Source organism: Flavobacterium sp. TC780 (assembly GCF_056783245.1).
The window spans coordinates 1-18,773 of the sequence record NZ_JBXBAV010000148.1 but is presented as its reverse complement, the minus strand read 5'-3'; the positions used below and the strand labels follow the sequence as shown (position 1 = coordinate 18,773).

The window sequence follows — 18,773 nt, the reverse complement described above, 5'->3', positions numbered from 1 at the left end:
TGTTTTAGCATCAACATTACGTATTGCTAAGGTTAATACATGCTCCTGTTGTTAGGGAGGCAGCACCTAAAATGTTTTTGGATAATGTAACCAACAGAACAATCGAAATTTCATTAGGTAAGGCATATGATTTTAATAAAACCATATTCAGAATACTTATTGTTGCGTCATGAAATTCGTGAAAAACAATTGGCTACTCAAAAAAATCAAGCCAAGAAAATTGAAGAGACAGAAAAGTTAATCGAGAATTCCGTGCCAAAGCTTCTAAAGCATCAATGGCACAATCACTTATCAAAAAATTAGATAAAGTTGAACGTATCGAGGTAGACGAAGATGATAATTCGGTAATGAATATCATTCCCAGTCTCTAAAGAACCAGGTAGAGTAGTAGTCGAAGCTGATCACGTTACAAAAGCTTACGGAGATAAAGTTATTCTTAAAGATATCAATCTGTTGGTAGAACGTGGAAGCAAAATTGCTTTTGTGGGACAGAACGGACAAGGAAAATCAACTTTTATTAAAGCAATCGTTGATGAGTTTGAATATCAAGGAAGTATAAAAATTAGGACATAATGTTCAGTTGGGTTATTTTGCACAAAATCAAGCAGAATATCTAGATGGTGAAACTACATTGTTACAAACAATGGAAGATGCTGCAATGGATACCAACCGATCAAAAGTTCGTGATATGTTGGGGTCATTTTTGTTTCGCGGAGATGATGTAGAAAAAAAGGTAAAAGTTCTTTCGGAGGAGAGAGAAACCGTTTGGCATTATGTAAGTTGCTGTTGCAACCTATAAATGTTTTGCTGATGGATGAGCCTACGAATCACTTGGATATAAAATCTAAGAATGTATTAAAAGCAGCCCTTCAAAAATTTGGCGGAACATTATTGCTTGTTTCTCACGATAGAGATTTTCTTCAGGGAATGTCGAATTTAGTATATGAATTAAAGGATCAAAAGATAAAAGAATATTTGGGAGACATCAATTATTTCTTAGAACAGCGTAATTTGGAAAACATGCGTGAAGTTGAGAAAAAAGATGCAACAAAAGCAGGAGCTCCTGAAGAAAGAAAGTAATAAAGCTTCATACGAAGATCAAAAGAAAAATAAAGCGTTGCAAAATCGCTTGAGTAAAGTTGAAAGTCAAATCAAGCAATTAGAAAAAGATATTCAGCACGATGATAAAATGTTAGCTTCAAATTATGACAAGCATATCGAAGACGCTTCATTCTTTATGGCATACAATAAAAAGAAAGCTGAATTAGATAAACTACTTTCAGAATGGGAAGTTGTTCAAGAAGAAATAGATAATCTATAATTCAACAGTTAGGAGCTAATCCAGCTTTCGCTACAAGTCCTCATAAAAAATCTGCATTTCTAATGTTATAAAAAGAGCTTCCAAAGTCGCTTTTTTAAAACAGGAAATGCAGTTTTTTTTATTCCGGGCTTTTTGCTCTATCTGGGCTATTTTTTAGTATTCAGTCTCAGTAGCATTTCATCTTGTGCGGAGTCGAAGGGCAGTCTTGGTTTTTTATCTTACATCTTACGTCTGCTGTCCTGCTTCTAATACCTTGCTTCTTACATATTTCACATTATAATACCAATCCTTTTAGAATGTTCAATAGCTTCGCTGCTGTGCTTGAAATAGCAAACAGAAACTTCCAGGTTTTCTAAATTTTTCAGAATAGTTTCGGTAGCTTCTTTTTTATGTTTAGCAGTTTGTCTTATATAAACCGCTTTTACTGTTACAGGAAATATTTTGCAAATTCTTTCGTATAATATTGGGTCATGTTGAGAATCATCGCCTAGTAAAACATATTTAAGGTTTGGATAAAACTCCAAAACATGTTTGATTTTATCAAACTTATGGTCATGATTTCCTCTGCCACTCATAAAAAAGTCGGATATTCCAGTTTTAATATCCTTTAATAATATTACAGCTCTTGGTAATTCATGTATTTTAGTAAACTGGATAATAAATCGATATAAATTCCATTCGCTGCTTGAAATGTAGAAAAAAGCATTTTTTTCATTTTTATTATTTCTTCCAGCAGAACTTAGCGCTTGATAATGGGATACGACATCATCAAATATTTTGCGGTCATTTACGTTTCTAAAAAGTAGAATGTATAATTTTTTGAAAAAATTCTTTGTATGCGAAATCAGAAAAGTGTCATCAATATCTGATATAATTCCTAGATTTCCTTCATGGGGCCTGATGAAAGATGCAGAAGATGTTATTGTTTCGCTTTTATGAGTAATACTAACTTCATAATCCATCCATCCAAAACCAGTTTCTTGTTTTAAAGGAATGCAAAATTTAAAAAAACCATCATCTAGGGTTTTGGTATGAATTTGTCTGTCTCCATGTTTTAAATAAACATCGTAATTGGGAATTGTTTTTATCTGGAAAAGTTTAAGAACCGAAGTAGCATTTTTGAAATTTTTCTTTTGAAAATCATAATCATTAGCCGTTGATGGTTTAAAAATGTGTCCCATGACAATTAGTTCCTGATCATTGGCATATCCACGATATAATTTTAAAATAGGTTTCATTAATTGTGTACTTTTGGAATAACTAGTATAATTACTTTTTAATAAATATAAAGATAAAATTTTGAAACGAAATATCTTATTTGTTGTAAACCCTATTTCGGGTGATTTGGATAAGTCAGAGCTTATTGCGACAGTAAAATCCTATGCAGTAACTTGTCATATTAATTTAAAAGTATACGAAACTACAGGAAAGAATGATGTTACTAAAATACAAGAGCTTTATAAAGAGCATTTGCCTAATCGGATTATTGTTGCAGGCGGAGATGGGACTGTAAAGATGGTTGCCGAAGCAATGGAGCAATATGATGTTGTTATTGGAATATTACCTGCAGGATCAGCCAATGGTTTGTCTGTTGATTTAAATTTGCCAAAAACACTTGAAGAGAATTTAAGTATAGCTTTTCATAGTAATTATATCGAAATGGATATGATTTCTATTAATGGTAAAAAAAGTATTCATTTAAGTGATATTGGACTGAATGCCGATTTAATTAAGAACTATGAAGAAAGTAATATAAGAGGATTCTGGGGTTATGCATCCCAAGCTTATACAACTATAAAAGAGTCAGGAGATCCTTTTGTAGTATCAATTACAGCAAACAATCAAACCGTAGAGCATGAAGCAAGAATGGTGGTGATTGCTAATTCTCAAAAATATGGGACTGGGGTTGTAATTAATCCAAAAGGAACGGTTAATGATGGTAAATTTGAATTGGTAGTTTTAAAAAATTTAGATTTGATAATTCTTGGAAAAATAATCACAGGAAATATGCCTATCGACTCAGATGATATTGTTATTATTTCGACAGATAAAGCAGTCATGAAAACAAATTATCCAGTAAGTTTTCAGATTGATGGAGAGTATTGTGGAGCACAAACAGAACTTGATATTCATATTTTGCATAAGCAAATGAAAATTGCTGTTCTTTAAAAATCTTTAATAAAATTCAGGATTTTGCCAAGAACGGGATGTGATTATTTAAATGGATTTCGTTCTTTCCAATCACTTTTTCGTTCCAGGTAATTAAAAAGTTTGGCAATATTATGATTGATTAAAGCGTTGCTGTGTGTGATAAGTTCGTTACATTTTAACAGGTTTTGCGCCCACAGAACTTTTTATTTCTAAAGCAGTTCTGGCGAAAATAATTTCTTTAAAATCTTTGTTTATAGAAAATGCGATCATGTCATAAAGCATGTTTAAATACAACATTTTTTCACGTTGGATACTTTCGTCGTAACCTAAAAAATAAGTATCCATGACGGTCCCATTCATGATTAGAGTGTTGAAGCCAATTAATTCTCCGTCAATAAAATAGCCGTAAAAAAGGAACTTGTCTTTTAATGTTTCTTTAAAAACTCTGAAGTGATTTTTTGCCAAGAAAAAAGTGTTGAATGGAGCGTTTTTGGCAACATGATAATACAAATCATATATAGTATCTTCAAAAGTAATAATATCAGCTAGATCCATTTTTCTTTTCTCTATCCCAAAAGCTTTTTTGCGGGTGCGCTTATATTGGTCGCGGTATTTTTTTGATAAAGCATCAATATAATAGCTTTCAGTTTTCCAGTTTTCATTGATCTTAAAAACCATGTTTGGCTGAATAGAAAAGGTGTACCCTTTTTTAAATTCGGTAGAGAGCATATCAATTTCTTCTTCCGAAAAATCTTTGATAGTCGTAATGTGAATTTTTTTGCCTTTTGATTTGAAATCTTTTTTTAGGACATTAGTAGCTTTATGCAATAATTTAATCGCTTTAGGCTGGCTTATTTTTTCAGAGAGTGAAAATGCGTTCTGTCCAGTAAGCATGTTATTGCCTACAAACAAAACATGAGAAGCAAATTTTTTGAAAGCAAAATTGCGAACCGAAGTTTTTACGCATTGATCTCGTTCTCCAAATGATTCGAGTTGATTAGAATCTAAAAACTGTGTGAGAGCAATACCAACTAATTTAGACTCTTTAAAAAGTCCGATATAATGGCATAGCATATTGGTTGGTGCCGATTTTTCTAATACCTCTAGATATTCTTTGGATAAAAAAATATTATGAATAGCCAAATCATTCCATGATTTGGGAAGTGATGCAGTATTGTTGTAAATCTGGAAGGAATAAGATGCATTCAAGGTAGGAGTACTATATTTTTCAAATTTACTTAATAATAATAGAATATTATAATTTATAGCTTATTTAGCTACAGTATACTTAAAAAAGAAATCCGTTTGATTTTTTATTTTTTAAACGGATTTCTTTATTTTTGATTTTATGCCCAAGCGCAGATGATTCCTCCCATTATCGTTAAGGTAAGAATCCAGTATCCGGCATGAACGAAAATATATTTCCAAGATTTTCTTTCGAATAAACCGTTAATAGCAAGCATTGGAAGAGCAAAAAAGACTCCAGTTAGAAACCCATGAAGAGAACCGTGTTTAAAAGTGCGATAAGCAGTTCCGTAATCGGCCATAAAAGCTGCAAAAGATGGTTTTGCACTTTCTAGCATCGGAGGACCTCCAACCATTCCTATCGCTCCAGATTGATGAATTGTTAATGCAGAAACGATTATCGTCATCATTAAGGAAAATATATAAGTCAATCCGAAAATTTTCAGCATGCTTCCTTTTTTAAGATCATCTGGAGTTATTCTGGCTTCTCTCATCCAGATTGTTCCAAAGACTTTAGGGTTTACCAGATAAAACCAGTAACAAGAGTGGTTAGTGCTGAAGCAAAAAAAGCTAAGATGTTCATTTCCATAAAATTAGGTTTTAAGGTTAGTTGTTCAAATTTAATAAAATATTAAATACTAATTTCATTGATTGAAATCATCTTAAATAATTAAGTTTTTCGTGTTTAATATGTGTTTTTTATGAAGTATTGATAATTAGGTATTAAGGGAGTTTTGAATAAAGCAGTAATGAACTAACTGTAGTTATGCTTTTAAAAATTTCAAGTAATTATGAATGTAAAAGATTTTTATTAGTAAATTTATATTTCAAAAGGCTAGGGAAGCCTTATAAATGAAATTATGCTTAATTTAAAATGATAAACTATGAGAGTACAATATCAGGGAGAACATAACGGAAAACCTACAACATTCGAAATAAGAATAATAGGTAATAATCTTTCAAAATCGAGTTCTAATTATCAAATAGATTTATTGGTAGGAGATAATAAATTGCCAATAACTTCATCAATGATTCACCAGAGTTTATCAAATTGTTTAAAAGATATTTACTTATTCCGAAAAGCAAATAACATTAAGTTAGATGCTACTTCAGAAAAAGTACTGCCGAACGTTGTGCCGTATGACTTGGTATTGTATAATTATAATAAAAAGATGTTGTTTATGGCTTAAAAGAGAGGTGCCAAGTTTTTAAGTGTAAAGGTTTATAAGTGGTTCTACATGGTTTGAGGAGTTACTTGAGCGATTCTTCAATTCCGCTCAGAATGACAGTATTAAGAGCAGTTTTGTGTTTTTATGATCAGACTAAACTTTGTTTCTTTGGGACTTTAACCCTTTTATTTCAATAAATATCAAACAGACTATAATAATAATTTCAAGGATAAAATAAGTTAATCCCAATATTGTTAGCGTTTGAAAGTGATAGAATATAAGCCCAGTTGTGAGGCAACAATATAGAATATTAGCGACTACAATTACGCTAAGAAAGCTATTCCATTTGCTAGGAATAAAGTAATAACAGCATGAGGAATAGAGTGCGAAAGCCAATGCTAAAACAGATAAAAAGTAAAGAGTTTTTTGGGGCATGCCAAAAGCATCTTGAAATTCCACCAAGACAAATCCCAATAACAAAGCAGTTAAAAATGCACCAATACTATCCAAAAGAAAGATATTCTTTGGGTTAGATGTTAGTTTAATTATTATTAATTTGATGCTATTAATCATTTGTTTTTTAGATTGTATTCTTACTACCATTCATAATTATAATCATTTTGGTTTTTTATGCTCAAACTAAACCTTTTTGGCTTTGATTGCCCCTTTACAATTCAGGACTCAGAACCTCAGGATCTTAGTGTCTCAAAACTTTTTAGAATCTTTAATCTCTTTACTAATTCGTTTGTTGATATCGATTTTTGCATCAGTAAAAACAAAAATAGTTGTTTTGTATTCTCTGGCATTTTTATTTGTGATAGAACCGGCTATTATGGAAGTCTGAAAGAATGGCCCCGTTTCTGCAACTTCATTATCCTTTTCATGGTATTCCTTTACGCGTATCAAGTTGGTGTATTGGATGCTAAGATTAAACCAGTTTATGTAATCTGCATTAAAAGAAACTGCTTTAATTCCTTTTTTTGTATAATAATTTATGGCACCAGCCTGACCATAATTGTCGCAAAGAACTAAGGTTTTTTCGGGATTAGTAATAGTCGCATAAGCCAAATCGGTTTTGTTGGCTAGTTCTTTCCATCCAGCATATCGGCATAATCTTGTGGCAAATTATGGTCTTTTCCATCTTCCCATCTCAGCATGCCTAGTTTTTTATAGCTCTCAGGGTGTTTTATTATATATTCGGGACTTTTATTCGGGAATGATAAATTGTACATAGGAATAAAAAATAATATCGGAATAGCGATGAATACTGGTTGCAGATAACGTTTCCAGCCTAATTTTAAAATTTCAGAAAGATAAACAGTACCAAAAGCGATATAGATAGGATACAAACCGATGGCGTAATAAGCTTTGGCTTTGAAGTATAAGAATACAAGGAGTGTGAAAATTATAGAAGGAAAAAAGAATCTATATTTTTTAAAATGTTTATAAAATAATAGCGCATATAAAGCCGAAAGAAGTACAAAAAAGGAACCTATGAAATAAAGCAATTGCTCTTTTAAAAAGTCAAAACGATCCGTATTTACTAATTGAGTTTCGGCCAGCTCTTTCATATGATGAATAACCGGGAAATGGTTATTGTATTGCCATAAAAGATTGGGCAGTATTAGTATCAATCCTATAGCCAAAGCTATGTAAAGTTTTTTCTGTGCTAGTATTTCTCTTTGTTTAGATAATAAAAGCGCTGGTAGCAGACCTATAAGCAGGAAAAGAATATTGTATTTGTTAAGGAAGCCAAAGGCAAATACGATTGCTCCAATAAAGAACCATTTTGGTTTTTGGGTATTGATGTATTGAATTAAGATATAATAAAAAGCAGTCCAGCATAATACATCTAGTGAGTTGGGTTGATAAAGTATGTTTATTCGTAACAATGACGAAAATACAATACAAGTTGCACCAAGAATCAAAGCGTACAAATTTCCGTTGAGTTTTTCGATAGTTTTCCAAACAATTAAGAGCGTTAAAACGCCAAAAAGAGCAGGGAAGAACTTAACCCAGAAAACAGAATTTCCTAATAATAGTATAATATAAGAAATCCAGGAGGTAGCAGGTGGTACTGATAAATAGCCCAAAGCCAAGTGGTGAGCCTGATCGAGATGCAAGTATTCATCACGTTGTAAATCATATTCAGGACTTATAAGTGAATATTGTAAAACAAATTTTAAAAGGATGAATCCGAGTAAGATTATAGTTTTCTTAGACATAGGTTTTTAGGAGCTAAAAGACTAAAAAAGATTTTATTAATTCTTTAGCTAATATATGATTTATTTGAATTTAGAATATGGAGTTGAAAATTAATGAATTATGACTTTGCATTTATACATTTTGTTTTAATTCATATTCAATGTAATTATCAGCTAAATCTGCAATTTTGATAAAGTTAAGCCGTTCCAAAAGTTTTATTGCATTGCTATTGTCTTGAGATGTTTCGGCCCAGATGCGTGTTAAACCAATTTGACTGATGCCGTATTCTATGGCTAAAGACATTGCTAAAGACATAAAACCTTGACCACGGTATTTAGGTAACAAAATACAGCCAAGTTCGCCAGCTCCTATGTCAAGACCACGATAATAACCGCAAGTTCCGACAATTTTATTTGTAATGTTTTCTACAATTCCCCAATGAATTGAGTTACCATCGCTGTAGTCTTTGTTGATTTTAGCTTGCATTTCTGAAGCTTGTTCAACGGTTGTTGCTTGAATGGCATCATAATATGAAATCTCAATGATATCTTTAATATCAGAGGGAATGATTTGTCGTAATGAAATTTTATGGCCAGCAATATTTGGATAACTAGAGTAAGGAGGTAAATTCATTGTTTTTGCTTTTAACAGTTTGGTTCTGAAAGTGTTTAGCTAATATATGATTTATTTTAATTTAGATTTATATGGGAATGGCATGAAATGAAAAAGCTTCAGAGAAATCTGAAGCTTTTTGTTTTTTTGGATGATACTGTAATGAAAAGAGTATAGCTCTTATGTATACAGTTATGTTACTTAAATTTAATATGTAGCGTTTATTCTTATTGATGCTTTAATTAAAGCTAAACCTTTTACGTTTGCAAAAAGAACTTCTTTAGGTTGGTGTTGAGGATTTTCGCTTACTAATTTTATCCAATCATCCCCTTTGTCAGACTTCTGTATCCATTTAATCATAACAAATTCTTCGAGATCATCGGTTATTAGAAAAACCAAATACATTTCACCCCAAAAGACATTCGTAATAATGTTATTCATTCTTTTGTACATAATGATGTCACCACTTTTTAAAAGAGGATACATGCTATCTCCATTTACGTGAATAGCACCATCGCATTTAGGCAGATATGGTATCGATATAAAATCTATCGGATCATGATTTGCATCTTGAAATAAAGAAGCAATTCCTCCAGGAACTTGTATGTTGTATAAAGGAATTTGTTGTTTTTGAATGGCATCCTTGTTCTTAGGCTCGTAAGTAGATGTATTAGGTTCATGAACCGAGCAGTTTTTTGTGTTTGATTGGCCACTAAACTTATGAGAATTTAATATCATATCTCCATTTCCAGTTAAAAGCCATTCTGTACTCACCTCAGGATAGGTGTGGAGTATATGCTCTATTTTTGAAGCACCAATATCTTTAACCTTATCTAAAAAACCATTAGAAAGGCCAGTTTCGATGTAGAATTTTCTTTTGCTAATTCCTTTGTATTCAATGATTTGTAATATTCTATTGACTATCATGTTATTTTTGTTATAGATTATTTACTCAATTTATTGTGATATGTAGGATATACTCTATATATTTGCAATAATATAAGAAAAGTACTAACTAAAAAGCAAACGTACAAAAAAAAGAACAAATATGATAAAGACCCAAGTATATTAATGATTTGATTGGTAAAAAGGGTAGGTGATTTTTAAATTAGTTAGTATTTAGAAGGTTAATGAGATAATATAGATAGCCATTAAAAGAGGAGTAGTTTTAAAATGTAAAAATAAATTATGAAATATCCGATTAAAATAGCAAAAAGTACCCCCATTATGAGCAATTAAAAAAAGCAATTACAGACTTGCTTCAGTTTGTAGAAGCAGGAGCAGTTTACGTGTCATATAATGGCAATAATAATGTAGTTGTAGTAACATTCATACTCAAAGAAGATTGTAGTCAGGATGGAGATGCATTAGAAGAACAGTTCTTAAGTTTATAAAGTTATATCCTGATTTTATTTTTAAATTCATTAATTCTAAATGGGCCGATTACGGATTTAGAAAAGGCAAACTATTTTTTATACAACATTGCACTTATAAGGAATTGGTTTATTTTGAGTCAAATTCAAAAGTTTTCTATCCAAGGGTAAATACATCAAAACATTTATCCAGAAAAGCCAAAAGGCGATTTGATATAGATATTGAGGCAGCTGTAGTAGTATTTCGCAATGTATCAATATATAGAAGAAGCAATAAGACTGTAGACGCAGCCTTTGCAATGCATCAAACCTTGCGTTATATCTACATATGTGCTTCAGAGTTTCTTATGCCGGAATTTATTAGTTCTACCTGTTTATTGATGCACTACGATTATATTATTGATTTTGCCCCCACATTTAAAACCATATTAAATAAAGATATTCAAGAAGATAAAGAGATCTTAATTATGCTAAATACAGCTTATAACAGTATACAACAAAATCTTGATATGGAAGCTATAGATTTTGTATTGATTGATAAGGCAAAAACGAAAATCGAATTAATGCAAAGAGAAATCAACAGACTCTCTCATCAATACATAAAGTCATGTAAGCAAAAAGTAAGAGCGTTAAATAATCAGGATTTTTTAGGAAGATCTATTTTTAATGATAGAATTCAGTCTAACTACATCATGGACGATGCCTTTTCCAAGATAAGCGGCGTAATTACAGAATCATTTAAGAGTGTAAGGGCAATATATTGTTTTGGATACAGTACAATTCATGAGGATAATACAGACAAAAGGGCAAATTATAGCAAACAGTTGCCTAATTATCATTTTTATTTACTGGTACTTAACTTAGAACATATCGAAAATGGAGAAGCATTATTGGAAACCCTGATACGAGAAAAGTTTGGAGAAAAGTATAAAGTGACTATTCTTAATCATAGTATTAATTATTTGCGCAAGAAAAACTATAATCAGAAATATTTTTTTAATGCAATTATATCAAACGGACTTTTGATATATAACAATCCTTTATTCCTTGTTTACTCTAAAACTTTTGGATTAGAAAGAGATATCAATTTTGTGAGAAAATTTTATGATAGCAAAATGCTGCTGGCACAACAATTTCTTATTGTTGCACAAAATAGCTTTAATGACGATTGCGTTTCCATAAAAAATGAATTTTTATATAAAGCGATTAAGCAAATTGCAATCGCACATATACATTTGTTTTTAGGGTATTACACAGGTAGATTTTCATTGAGCTGTTTATTCTTTTTATTGAAATACATACAAGAAATTGAGTTTCCTTTTGATTTTGTAGATGAAAAAGAAAACCCAGTCTACCAATTGGCAACTGTAAATACAGAAATAGTAAAACAAGAAAATACGCAAAGTACAGCTATAATGTCTAGTAAACTGCTTGAAGAAAAATGTATTGCTTTTTTTGAGCAAGCTACGAAAATAGCCGAAAAGGAATTTATAAAACTAGAGAATGAATGCAAGTAATATTCTTGGAGCTTTGTATTTAATAGCCTTCTGATAATTATTTATTATTAGCTAATGACTTTATTTGTAATTATAAACTACAATTAGATTAGTTTAATTACCCACACTTTTACGTTTTGGACGTTCCATTTTTAATCGTATCGGTTGAGGCACAAAAGCAAATGAGAAGATGTGCACGCTTCCAACGATAGCATTTCTGGAAAAAGAACATTGCTACAAATAAAAAAACAGCCGTTCCAACAGTTACCTGAAAAGGATATATTAATACGTTTTCTTGAGGTATAATCATCGGTACAAGGGCAATTGCGCAAGCAGGAGCAAAAGGTTTTCCGGTAATTTCAAAAAAATATAAAAAAGACATAAAAATAATAACAGTACCGTATATATCAGAGGTAAGTCTAATATTGTATGTAGATAATATTGAAAAAGAGTTCCTAAAATAGCAAAATTACCATTATTGAATAACCTGAACTGGACGATTACGAAAACCAGCAGAAGAAGAACTAAATTCTATAAACATTACCACCAACGGAGGTACTATAAAATATACTTGACCAGTAGATACAGGAATTACAGCTATAAGCAGTAACCAAAAAAATAACTTGATCCAGTGTTTTGGATTATGAATAGTACTCTTTTTTATGTTTAAAGGAATTGTTTGGCGTAATTTATTTTTCTCAAGAAGCCACTGCCCTGTAACAACTAAAATACTCATGATAAAAACAGAAACAGGATAAACCAAAGAATGAGTTCCCATTAACACAGGTAGCATTGCGGCAGATGTTATAGGAATTAGCGTGGTACGTGAAGTAATAAGACATAGCGAAGTAAAGACAAACGAAATGGCAATATTTACCAACAATGGAAACGGAGAGTAGCGAACAAGCAAGATCCCAAAAAAAGCACAAACAGTCATTAGAACGACTAATATTGGTTTGCTTACAGTCCATATTTTTTTATCTATAACCCATAAACCAAGAACTAAAGCTGCCATTTCGGGAGAGAATTTTCTTTTTCATCTAGCCATTCCGAAACTCCTATCATTAAGCCAATCATGATGAGTGCAAATAGGTATCGGATTAATTTATGTTTGTCCATTTGAATTGTTATAATAAAAAAAGTCTTGTTTGTATGCAAAATTAAAATGTTCAGCATACAGAAGCAATGGACAAATATGGATATTACCTAGACAAATCTGCTATTGAGGGCGACTTTTATTTGCATTATTGTCTTTCTCAAAAGAGTCATTTCGAAAAACCAAGAATCTAGTTAAGTAGCTATAAAGTAGTAAGTAATTTTGATTTTACTTTCTGTATTCAGTAGGAGTCATATTTGTGTATCTTTTAAAGTAACGGCAAAATAGTGAAATATCAGAAAAGTTAAGTAAGTCGGTAATTTCTTGAATGCTTGTGTCTGTTGTTTTAAGAACAGATTTAGCATGAGTAATAACAGCTTCAGTTATCCATTCTGAAATCGTTTTTTTTGTTTGTTTGCGTATCGCAGTCGTTAGATATTTAGGAGTCAAATTCATTTTATCTGCATAGAAAGTAATGCTTCGTTCTTTTTTGTAGTATTTCAGCAGACATTGAAAAAACTCGTTGGTTAATTGTTCAGGTCTGCTTATCTTTTTTGTAGTATAATTTCTTTCGGTATATAAAGTTTTTATATCTATAATTAAGGCACAAAGCAGATAGCTAAGAACATCTTCTTTTCCTTTTTCTTGTTTTCTATAATAATGTGTAGCAATAGAATTATGATGAGCTTGAAACAGGTTGAGGTATTCGTCGCTTAGTAACTGGCTTGGATTACTATTTATTTTTTCTAAAAGATTGAAATCGTTAGCAAATTTAATTTTTGAAATAAGATCATATGAAAAAAAGATAGTGTCAATATGTAAATCGTTAGAAATCTCAATTGGATCCATCATCGAATCGGGTAAAACAACCATAAGAGTGCCTGGCTTTAATTCTTTTTCCTGAAAGTTGATTTTTAGTTTAGCATATCCTTTGACACATATCGCACAAATAATTCCATCTACTAGATGAGGATGATCCGTTAGGCCTATTCGTACTGCATCTGAGGATCTGTTTACTGCAATTCCTTTTATCTCTTGTAAACCAACTTCTTTGGCTACAGCAGAAACATCATAAGATCTTATTTTTTCTTTCATAACAAGGTGTATTTGCACTTTATAAACCTAAATATAAACTATTAGTACTAAAATAAAGAACATATTGCACAATTTATGTCCATTTTTGTTAAGAGTATTTGTTTCAGCATGTTTTTACTTTGTAATAGTTAAATTAAAAGATTACAGTTATGAAAACAAAATTGAATATTCCGGCACCTTTGACATTGAAAGAACGTGATCGTCGTTGGCAAATAGCTCGCACTATTATGGAAAATAATGGATTAGATAGCCTTATTATTTATGGAGATCGTGAGTCGGCAGCACCAGCCCCGTTTTGTATCGATCATTATTTTACAAATGACAGACTTGGTTCTGTGGTTGTGTTTTATAAAGATAAAAGTCCTGTTGTTATTACTTTTGCTCCAATGATGATTGCCGATCATATGCAAGCCGAATTACGCGGTGATCAACAGTGGATTGCGCCAGAGCAAATTTATGTCGGGAAAACAGGGGAGAACATTGGGCGAATGCTTAAAGAAATAGGATTGCCTGAAAATCCCAAAATCGGAATCATAGGATTAGAGCCATATCCACCGTTTTATTTTGATGGGGCACTTCCACATCGTACATGGAAAGGAATAATGGAAGCATTCCCTAAAGCAGAACTCAAACCAGTATTTTTAGATTTCTTTAAACTTGCAGCACCCAAAAGTGAAGAAGAATTAGCATTAGTGAAATATGCAGCTATGATTGGAGAAGCGATGAGTGAAGCCATGCGGATGACTGTAAAACCGGGAGTAAGTGAAGCAGAAATTGCAGCTGCAATAACTTCTACTTGTATTTCTATGGGTGGATTTACTGCAGAAATATTGATGGGATCAGGACCTGAATATATGGGATGGGGGCCACCAGCATGGCAATATCGCTCACAAGCTCCTCGTATTATTCAAGAAGGAGATATTGTATTGTCAGAAATATTTGCCCTTTATGGAATGTATGAAACGCAGCATCAAGCAGCAGTTGCTGTTGGAGAAATTCATTCCGATTTAGAACGTGCAGCACAAGTGGCTCATGAATGCTACGAATTAGGGGTAGCTAGCTTAAAGGCGGGGACTACTTTTGGAGAAGTGGTTGATTGTATGGAGAAACCGCTGTTAGATTCTAAAGGATGGCATGTGCATCCGCTTATTCATAGTATTAATCCGTATGGACCAATCGGATTTGGTACTGCTCCAGGTATAGAGATTTTGCCTCAAGCTAAAAGATATGGTAATGTAGGAAGACTGCCTAATCCGGGAAGAGACATTGTTTTGCAGCCTGGAATGACGTTTGCTTTTGAGCCTAATTGTGCTTTTGGAAAACATCTAGTAAATTTAGGAGGAACAGTCGTTGTTGGAGAAAATGGAGGGATAGAATTGAATCATAATTCTACACATTTGATGCGTGCCGAATATTAAAAGTAGATTTTTACTTATAAGCGCAGGTTATGATAAAACCTATTGCATAAAAAAAGCTTCAGAGAAATCTGAAGCTTTGTTTTTAGTAGCCCGTAGCGGAATCGAACCGCTCTTACATGGATGAAAACCATGCGTCCTAACCGATAGACGAACGGGCCTACTTTTGTAATGCGAGTGCAAAATTAGAACTAATTTTAAGATATGCAAGCAAGTTCTAAAAAAAACTTTTGCGGTTATTCAGGAATTATCACATTTAGAAATAATCAATCAAAAATAAATTGAATTAATCAAGATGTATTTATTTGATTAATAATGATTTGTTTTGTGTGTGAAAAGAGGTAAAGAGGATTTAATTCTTCTTAATACCAAAATGATTATTTTTAATAAAATAAAAAAATATTCACTTTGAAAGAATAATCTTGTAGTTTTTCGCTTCGTTTTTCAAGATGCCCATTATTTGAAGGTTTTTAATGAGAGGTTACGTTAATATCTCCCGACTTCGCTCCTGTAATCTATCATGTAAATAAAATTTATTTTTTCTAAACTGAGTAGTAAAGCAGTCTAAAAAACAAGAAAGCTTCAGAGAAATCTGAAGCTTTGTCTTAGTAGTTGGTAATATAAAAATGGATAACCATTTTATCAAAGATTGTTATAGAACAATGTGTTTAAGAGTATTAATTTTACTTTCACGAAAGGCTCCCAGTATGAGAGCATTTATTTTTATTGAATTAGTTTTATATAGGCGCTATAGATATCATCCTTAAGAGAGGTTCGCATATAATATACAATTTCTTCTTTATCTTTTAAATTGTATTCAATTAAACCTGCATCACAATAATAATAGAACAAGTTATCATCTTCAGGAAATTCAATATTTGAAACAGGTAAGGTTGTTAATTTTATTTCCAATAGGGTTTCACCATTTGTTAAGTTCAGTTTAAAAAGTTTTCCTTTGCGGGTATATCCCCAAAGAGTATCATTATGCTCAGTAATATATTCGATATTATCATCTTTAAAATCAGTTTTCCATAGCTGAGTTCCTGTTTTTGAATCAACAGCATATACAGAAGAAACTTTAGAACCTTGCGCTGCAAAATATACTTTTTTGTCTTTGCAGAATATGCGTTCCTTGATATTATGTTGATTTTCATCTAACTTAAATTGCCATAAAACATCAAGTTATTCGGGCTTAAGGCAAGAAGAAAGATCTGTTTCATTTGCTATAAATACATTCTCACCATCAGTTACAGGTTTCCCAGACATAGCGTTCCTCAAAGCTTTTTTGGTTTCAGACTTTTCCTGTATTTGCATCAAAACTATAAACATTTGAAGCACTTTGAGTAAAAATTTTGTTGTCAAAAAATAGTACAGGAATGTCGTTATTTGGAGTGTCTTGTTTAATTTGTAGCTCCATGATAAGCTCCCATCTTTTATTTTAATTAAGAGCATATATATTACTGCTCTGCTCTTTGATTTTGAGCAGTTATATACAGTTTTCCACCATTTATAATTGGAGTTTGATCTTTTAGAACAATTTGATCAGTAATGTTGCCTAATCTTGATTTCCCAAAAAGTCTCACCAGTTACGTTGTCTATTCCAAAAATTTCACCGTTAATAAACGGAACGTATATAACGCCATCATGTTGTGCGTTACTTTTTTGCACACATTTCAGTATTAGAATCAGTAGCTTTTACAGTCCAATTAATATCTTCGGAGTCGAAATCATATGAAAAAATAGAGCCATCATAATCATAAAGTAGGGATTGCTTCTTCATGTAATTCAACTTTTTTAAGCTGACTTATAACCTTATTAGTAACTACTTCGCTAAGAGGTAATTTATCATTAGAATAATTCGTTTTGTCAGTTTTTGATGTGGCTGTAATTTGACCAAACATATTTATAACAGTAAATATAAATAAGATAGTTATTAGTTCTTTTTTCATTTTAAAATTTTAGTTTGCTGATTTGGTTTCTTTTTGCAAAAATAAGATTATTCTTTCTAAATAACTGGCATTACCAGCTTCTTTTATGACTATATTAGTAACTCCATTCTACAAAGTGTTCTTGTGAAATGGTAGGCCAATGTCACCTCACTTTGTACTCGTAATCTAAATCAAGGAGAAATGACTATATAAAGTACAAATATCAATTTTAATAAATTAAAACAAACAAAAAAGCCCAGATTTCTCTGAAGCTTTGTTTTAGTAGTCCTAACGGGGCAATTCTCAGACCGTTTCGTGGATGATTTAAGGATATTGAAAGAGCAAAATGATTAATTCAAAAATATTTTTAGATTCTCTAGAAAATGATGAATTAATGTATTTATGATGCAGCTTGTAATTTTTTTTATAGAATTATTAAGTTTTAGAAAAAGAAATAACCAACAGATAATTGGAATACTCCGTTTTTATTTTTGCTAGAAGAACCCTCTACATTATTAATATCAGTTAATCCCAGATTATATCTAGCCGAATTTAAGACCGTTGTGGCGAGAATTTTATAGCCTACGCCAAAATTGACACCAAAATCGAAAGTGTTAAACGAATCTTTTACATTTACCTTCTCATTTTTAGCAGCAAGTAAAAAACCTATTTGCGGTCCAGCTTCAACACTCAATCCTTTTGTTAAATAATATTTCCATTAAAGGAATGTTCAAATAACTTAAGGCAACGGTATTATCATCGAAGCCATATCCCTGACCAGAATACATTAATTCAGGTTGAAAAGAGAATTTATCGGAAACTGGAATTTCTGATAAAACACCAAAATTAAATGATGTTACGAGATCTATACCTTTGGTGTTATCTCCGCTGATAGTTGCAAAGTTTAATCCTCCTTTAGCACCAAATTTAATTTTTGGGCATTAACATTTGTAAAACCTAAAACTGTAACAACAGCTAGCAATAAAATTTTTTTCATAAAAAGTGATTTGAATTATTTAAGTGCAAAATTCATATCAAGAAAAACTACAAAAGGTCTCAAAAGCTTAAAAATGTATAAAATGGTATCTATTTACTGGTGTTTTTATATTCATTTGGTGTTTGACCAGTACATTTTTTAAAGGCTTTATAAAAAGTTGTTTTTGAAGTAGAAGAAACCCAGATTCTAATCCCATTGTTAATAAATTGTAGTTTTCATATTCAGAATTTGAAATCATTTTACCTTTGACAGCTTCAACCCGATATTGATTAATGTAATGGGCAAAGTTTGTTGCTCTCCAGTTATCGTGTTTATAATTTGTGAAACATATCCCGCGCTTATCCCTAGTTTTTCAGCAACTTTTTCTCTGTTTAATGTGCTGTCGGTATAAATATGCTGCTCTTTGCAAAGAAGTTCCAGTTTTTGAAAATAAAGATTATCTGCCGTGATAGATTCTCTGTATTCTTCCAGGGTATTATTTTCTTCTGTTAGTCTGTTTTCTATAATTTGGAGACTGGGAGATGAAACAACTAAATTGGTATTTAGAAAATTATAGATGGCATCTTTGTTTTTTTGGCAAGCCTATATTTGTAAATACCTATATAAGCTGTCCAGTGCAGGTGCTGCCTCCCTAACAACAGGAGCATGTATTAACCTTAGCAATACGTAG

General features: G+C 31.7%; 17 protein-coding genes, 1 tRNA gene and 3 pseudogenes. 6 read left to right on the top strand and 15 right to left on the bottom strand.

Translation table 11 applies throughout. The features are described 5' to 3' along the window. Nucleotides 1-65 precede the first annotated feature (65 nt). Nucleotides 66-1,321: pseudogene (locus tag AC1RYN_RS15815) on the top strand (ABC transporter ATP-binding protein); the annotation flags it as partial. Between the two features lie 269 nt (nucleotides 1,322-1,590). Here AC1RYN_RS15815 and AC1RYN_RS15810 read toward each other — a convergent pair. Next, nucleotides 1,591-2,559, bottom strand: coding sequence for an App1 family protein (locus AC1RYN_RS15810; RefSeq protein ID WP_481807718.1), 969 nt, complete (start codon nucleotides 2,557-2,559; stop codon nucleotides 1,591-1,593). Between the two features lie 61 nt (nucleotides 2,560-2,620). Between AC1RYN_RS15810 and AC1RYN_RS15805 the strand changes: the two genes are divergently transcribed. Then, nucleotides 2,621-3,490, top strand: a complete 870-nt coding sequence (locus AC1RYN_RS15805; protein WP_481807717.1) for a diacylglycerol/lipid kinase family protein — start codon at nucleotides 2,621-2,623, stop codon at nucleotides 3,488-3,490. Nucleotides 3,491-3,640: 150 nt separating this feature from the next. Here the strand turns inward: AC1RYN_RS15805 and AC1RYN_RS15800 are convergent, their stop codons facing one another. Then, the gene (locus AC1RYN_RS15800; RefSeq protein ID WP_481807716.1) at nucleotides 3,641-4,681 is read right to left on the bottom strand and encodes an 8-amino-7-oxononanoate synthase; all 1,041 of its coding nucleotides are present in this window, start codon (nucleotides 4,679-4,681) and stop codon (nucleotides 3,641-3,643) included. Nucleotides 4,682-4,818: 137 nt separating this feature from the next. Then, a complete protein-coding gene (locus tag AC1RYN_RS15795; RefSeq protein WP_481807715.1) occupies nucleotides 4,819-5,211 on the bottom strand; it encodes a DUF1761 domain-containing protein in 393 nt (130 codons plus the stop codon). Nucleotides 5,212-5,601: 390 nt separating this feature from the next. On the opposite strand from AC1RYN_RS15795, the gene AC1RYN_RS15790 reads away from it, so the two are divergent. Continuing rightward, nucleotides 5,602-5,907 (top strand): hypothetical protein, encoded by a 306-nt coding sequence (locus AC1RYN_RS15790; RefSeq protein ID WP_481807714.1) that lies wholly within the window; start codon nucleotides 5,602-5,604, stop codon nucleotides 5,905-5,907. A gap of 684 nt (nucleotides 5,908-6,591) precedes the next feature. Here the strand turns inward: AC1RYN_RS15790 and AC1RYN_RS15785 are convergent. The 3 genes and pseudogenes from AC1RYN_RS15785 to AC1RYN_RS15775 all read right to left on the bottom strand — a co-directional run bounded on the left by AC1RYN_RS15785 (nucleotide 6,592) and on the right by AC1RYN_RS15775 (nucleotide 9,630). Beyond that, nucleotides 6,592-8,111, bottom strand: a pseudogene (locus tag AC1RYN_RS15785) (ArnT family glycosyltransferase). A 112-nt stretch (nucleotides 8,112-8,223) separates the two neighbouring features. Continuing rightward, nucleotides 8,224-8,724 carry a GNAT family N-acetyltransferase gene (locus AC1RYN_RS15780; protein ID WP_481807713.1) on the bottom strand — a complete coding sequence of 167 codons (501 nt, stop codon included), beginning with the start codon at nucleotides 8,722-8,724 and terminating at the stop codon, nucleotides 8,224-8,226. A 186-nt stretch (nucleotides 8,725-8,910) separates the two neighbouring features. Continuing rightward, the gene (locus tag AC1RYN_RS15775; protein WP_481807712.1) at nucleotides 8,911-9,630 is read right to left on the bottom strand and encodes a S24 family peptidase; all 720 of its coding nucleotides are present in this window, start codon (nucleotides 9,628-9,630) and stop codon (nucleotides 8,911-8,913) included. A gap of 329 nt (nucleotides 9,631-9,959) precedes the next feature. On the opposite strand from AC1RYN_RS15775, the gene AC1RYN_RS15770 reads away from it, so the two are divergent. Further along, complete coding sequence (locus AC1RYN_RS15770; protein ID WP_481807711.1) at nucleotides 9,960-10,097, top strand: hypothetical protein; 138 nt, start codon at nucleotides 9,960-9,962, stop codon at nucleotides 10,095-10,097. 104 nt (nucleotides 10,098-10,201) lie between these two features. Then, entirely contained in the window at nucleotides 10,202-11,593 is a 1,392-nt protein-coding gene (locus tag AC1RYN_RS15765) for a hypothetical protein (protein WP_481807710.1), read from the top strand. A 109-nt stretch (nucleotides 11,594-11,702) separates the two neighbouring features. Here the strand turns inward: AC1RYN_RS15765 and AC1RYN_RS15760 are convergent, their stop codons facing one another. The 3 genes from AC1RYN_RS15760 to AC1RYN_RS15750 all read right to left on the bottom strand — a co-directional run bounded on the left by AC1RYN_RS15760 (nucleotide 11,703) and on the right by AC1RYN_RS15750 (nucleotide 13,763). Beyond that, complete coding sequence (locus AC1RYN_RS15760; protein WP_481807709.1) at nucleotides 11,703-11,954, bottom strand: hypothetical protein; 252 nt, start codon at nucleotides 11,952-11,954, stop codon at nucleotides 11,703-11,705. A gap of 93 nt (nucleotides 11,955-12,047) precedes the next feature. After that, nucleotides 12,048-12,587, bottom strand: coding sequence for a hypothetical protein (locus AC1RYN_RS15755; protein ID WP_481807708.1), 540 nt, complete (start codon nucleotides 12,585-12,587; stop codon nucleotides 12,048-12,050). 309 nt (nucleotides 12,588-12,896) lie between these two features. After that, entirely contained in the window at nucleotides 12,897-13,763 is an 867-nt protein-coding gene (locus AC1RYN_RS15750; RefSeq protein WP_481807707.1) for a helix-turn-helix domain-containing protein, read from the bottom strand. Between the two features lie 149 nt (nucleotides 13,764-13,912). On the opposite strand from AC1RYN_RS15750, the gene AC1RYN_RS15745 reads away from it, so the two are divergent. After that, nucleotides 13,913-15,181 carry a M24 family metallopeptidase gene (locus tag AC1RYN_RS15745; protein WP_481807706.1) on the top strand — a complete coding sequence of 423 codons (1,269 nt, stop codon included), beginning with the start codon at nucleotides 13,913-13,915 and terminating at the stop codon, nucleotides 15,179-15,181. Between the two features lie 86 nt (nucleotides 15,182-15,267). Here the strand turns inward: AC1RYN_RS15745 and AC1RYN_RS15740 are convergent. The 6 genes and pseudogenes from AC1RYN_RS15740 to AC1RYN_RS15715 form a co-directional block, all read right to left on the bottom strand. Further along, a tRNA-Glu gene (locus AC1RYN_RS15740) sits at nucleotides 15,268-15,339 on the bottom strand. A 562-nt stretch (nucleotides 15,340-15,901) separates the two neighbouring features. Then, nucleotides 15,902-16,303 (bottom strand): PQQ-binding-like beta-propeller repeat protein, encoded by a 402-nt coding sequence (locus AC1RYN_RS15735; RefSeq protein WP_481807720.1) that lies wholly within the window; start codon nucleotides 16,301-16,303, stop codon nucleotides 15,902-15,904. A 166-nt stretch (nucleotides 16,304-16,469) separates the two neighbouring features. Then, nucleotides 16,470-16,595, bottom strand: coding sequence for a hypothetical protein (locus AC1RYN_RS15730; protein WP_481807705.1), 126 nt, complete (start codon nucleotides 16,593-16,595; stop codon nucleotides 16,470-16,472). A 337-nt stretch (nucleotides 16,596-16,932) separates the two neighbouring features. Further along, the gene (locus AC1RYN_RS15725; RefSeq protein ID WP_481807704.1) at nucleotides 16,933-17,127 is read right to left on the bottom strand and encodes a hypothetical protein; all 195 of its coding nucleotides are present in this window, start codon (nucleotides 17,125-17,127) and stop codon (nucleotides 16,933-16,935) included. A gap of 421 nt (nucleotides 17,128-17,548) precedes the next feature. Then, nucleotides 17,549-17,806: pseudogene (locus tag AC1RYN_RS15720) on the bottom strand (outer membrane beta-barrel protein); the annotation flags it as partial. After that, nucleotides 17,790-18,038, bottom strand: a complete 249-nt coding sequence (locus AC1RYN_RS15715; protein ID WP_481807719.1) for an outer membrane beta-barrel protein — start codon at nucleotides 18,036-18,038, stop codon at nucleotides 17,790-17,792. The pseudogene AC1RYN_RS15720 and the gene AC1RYN_RS15715, both read right to left, overlap by 17 nt. Nucleotides 18,039-18,773 lie beyond the last annotated feature (735 nt).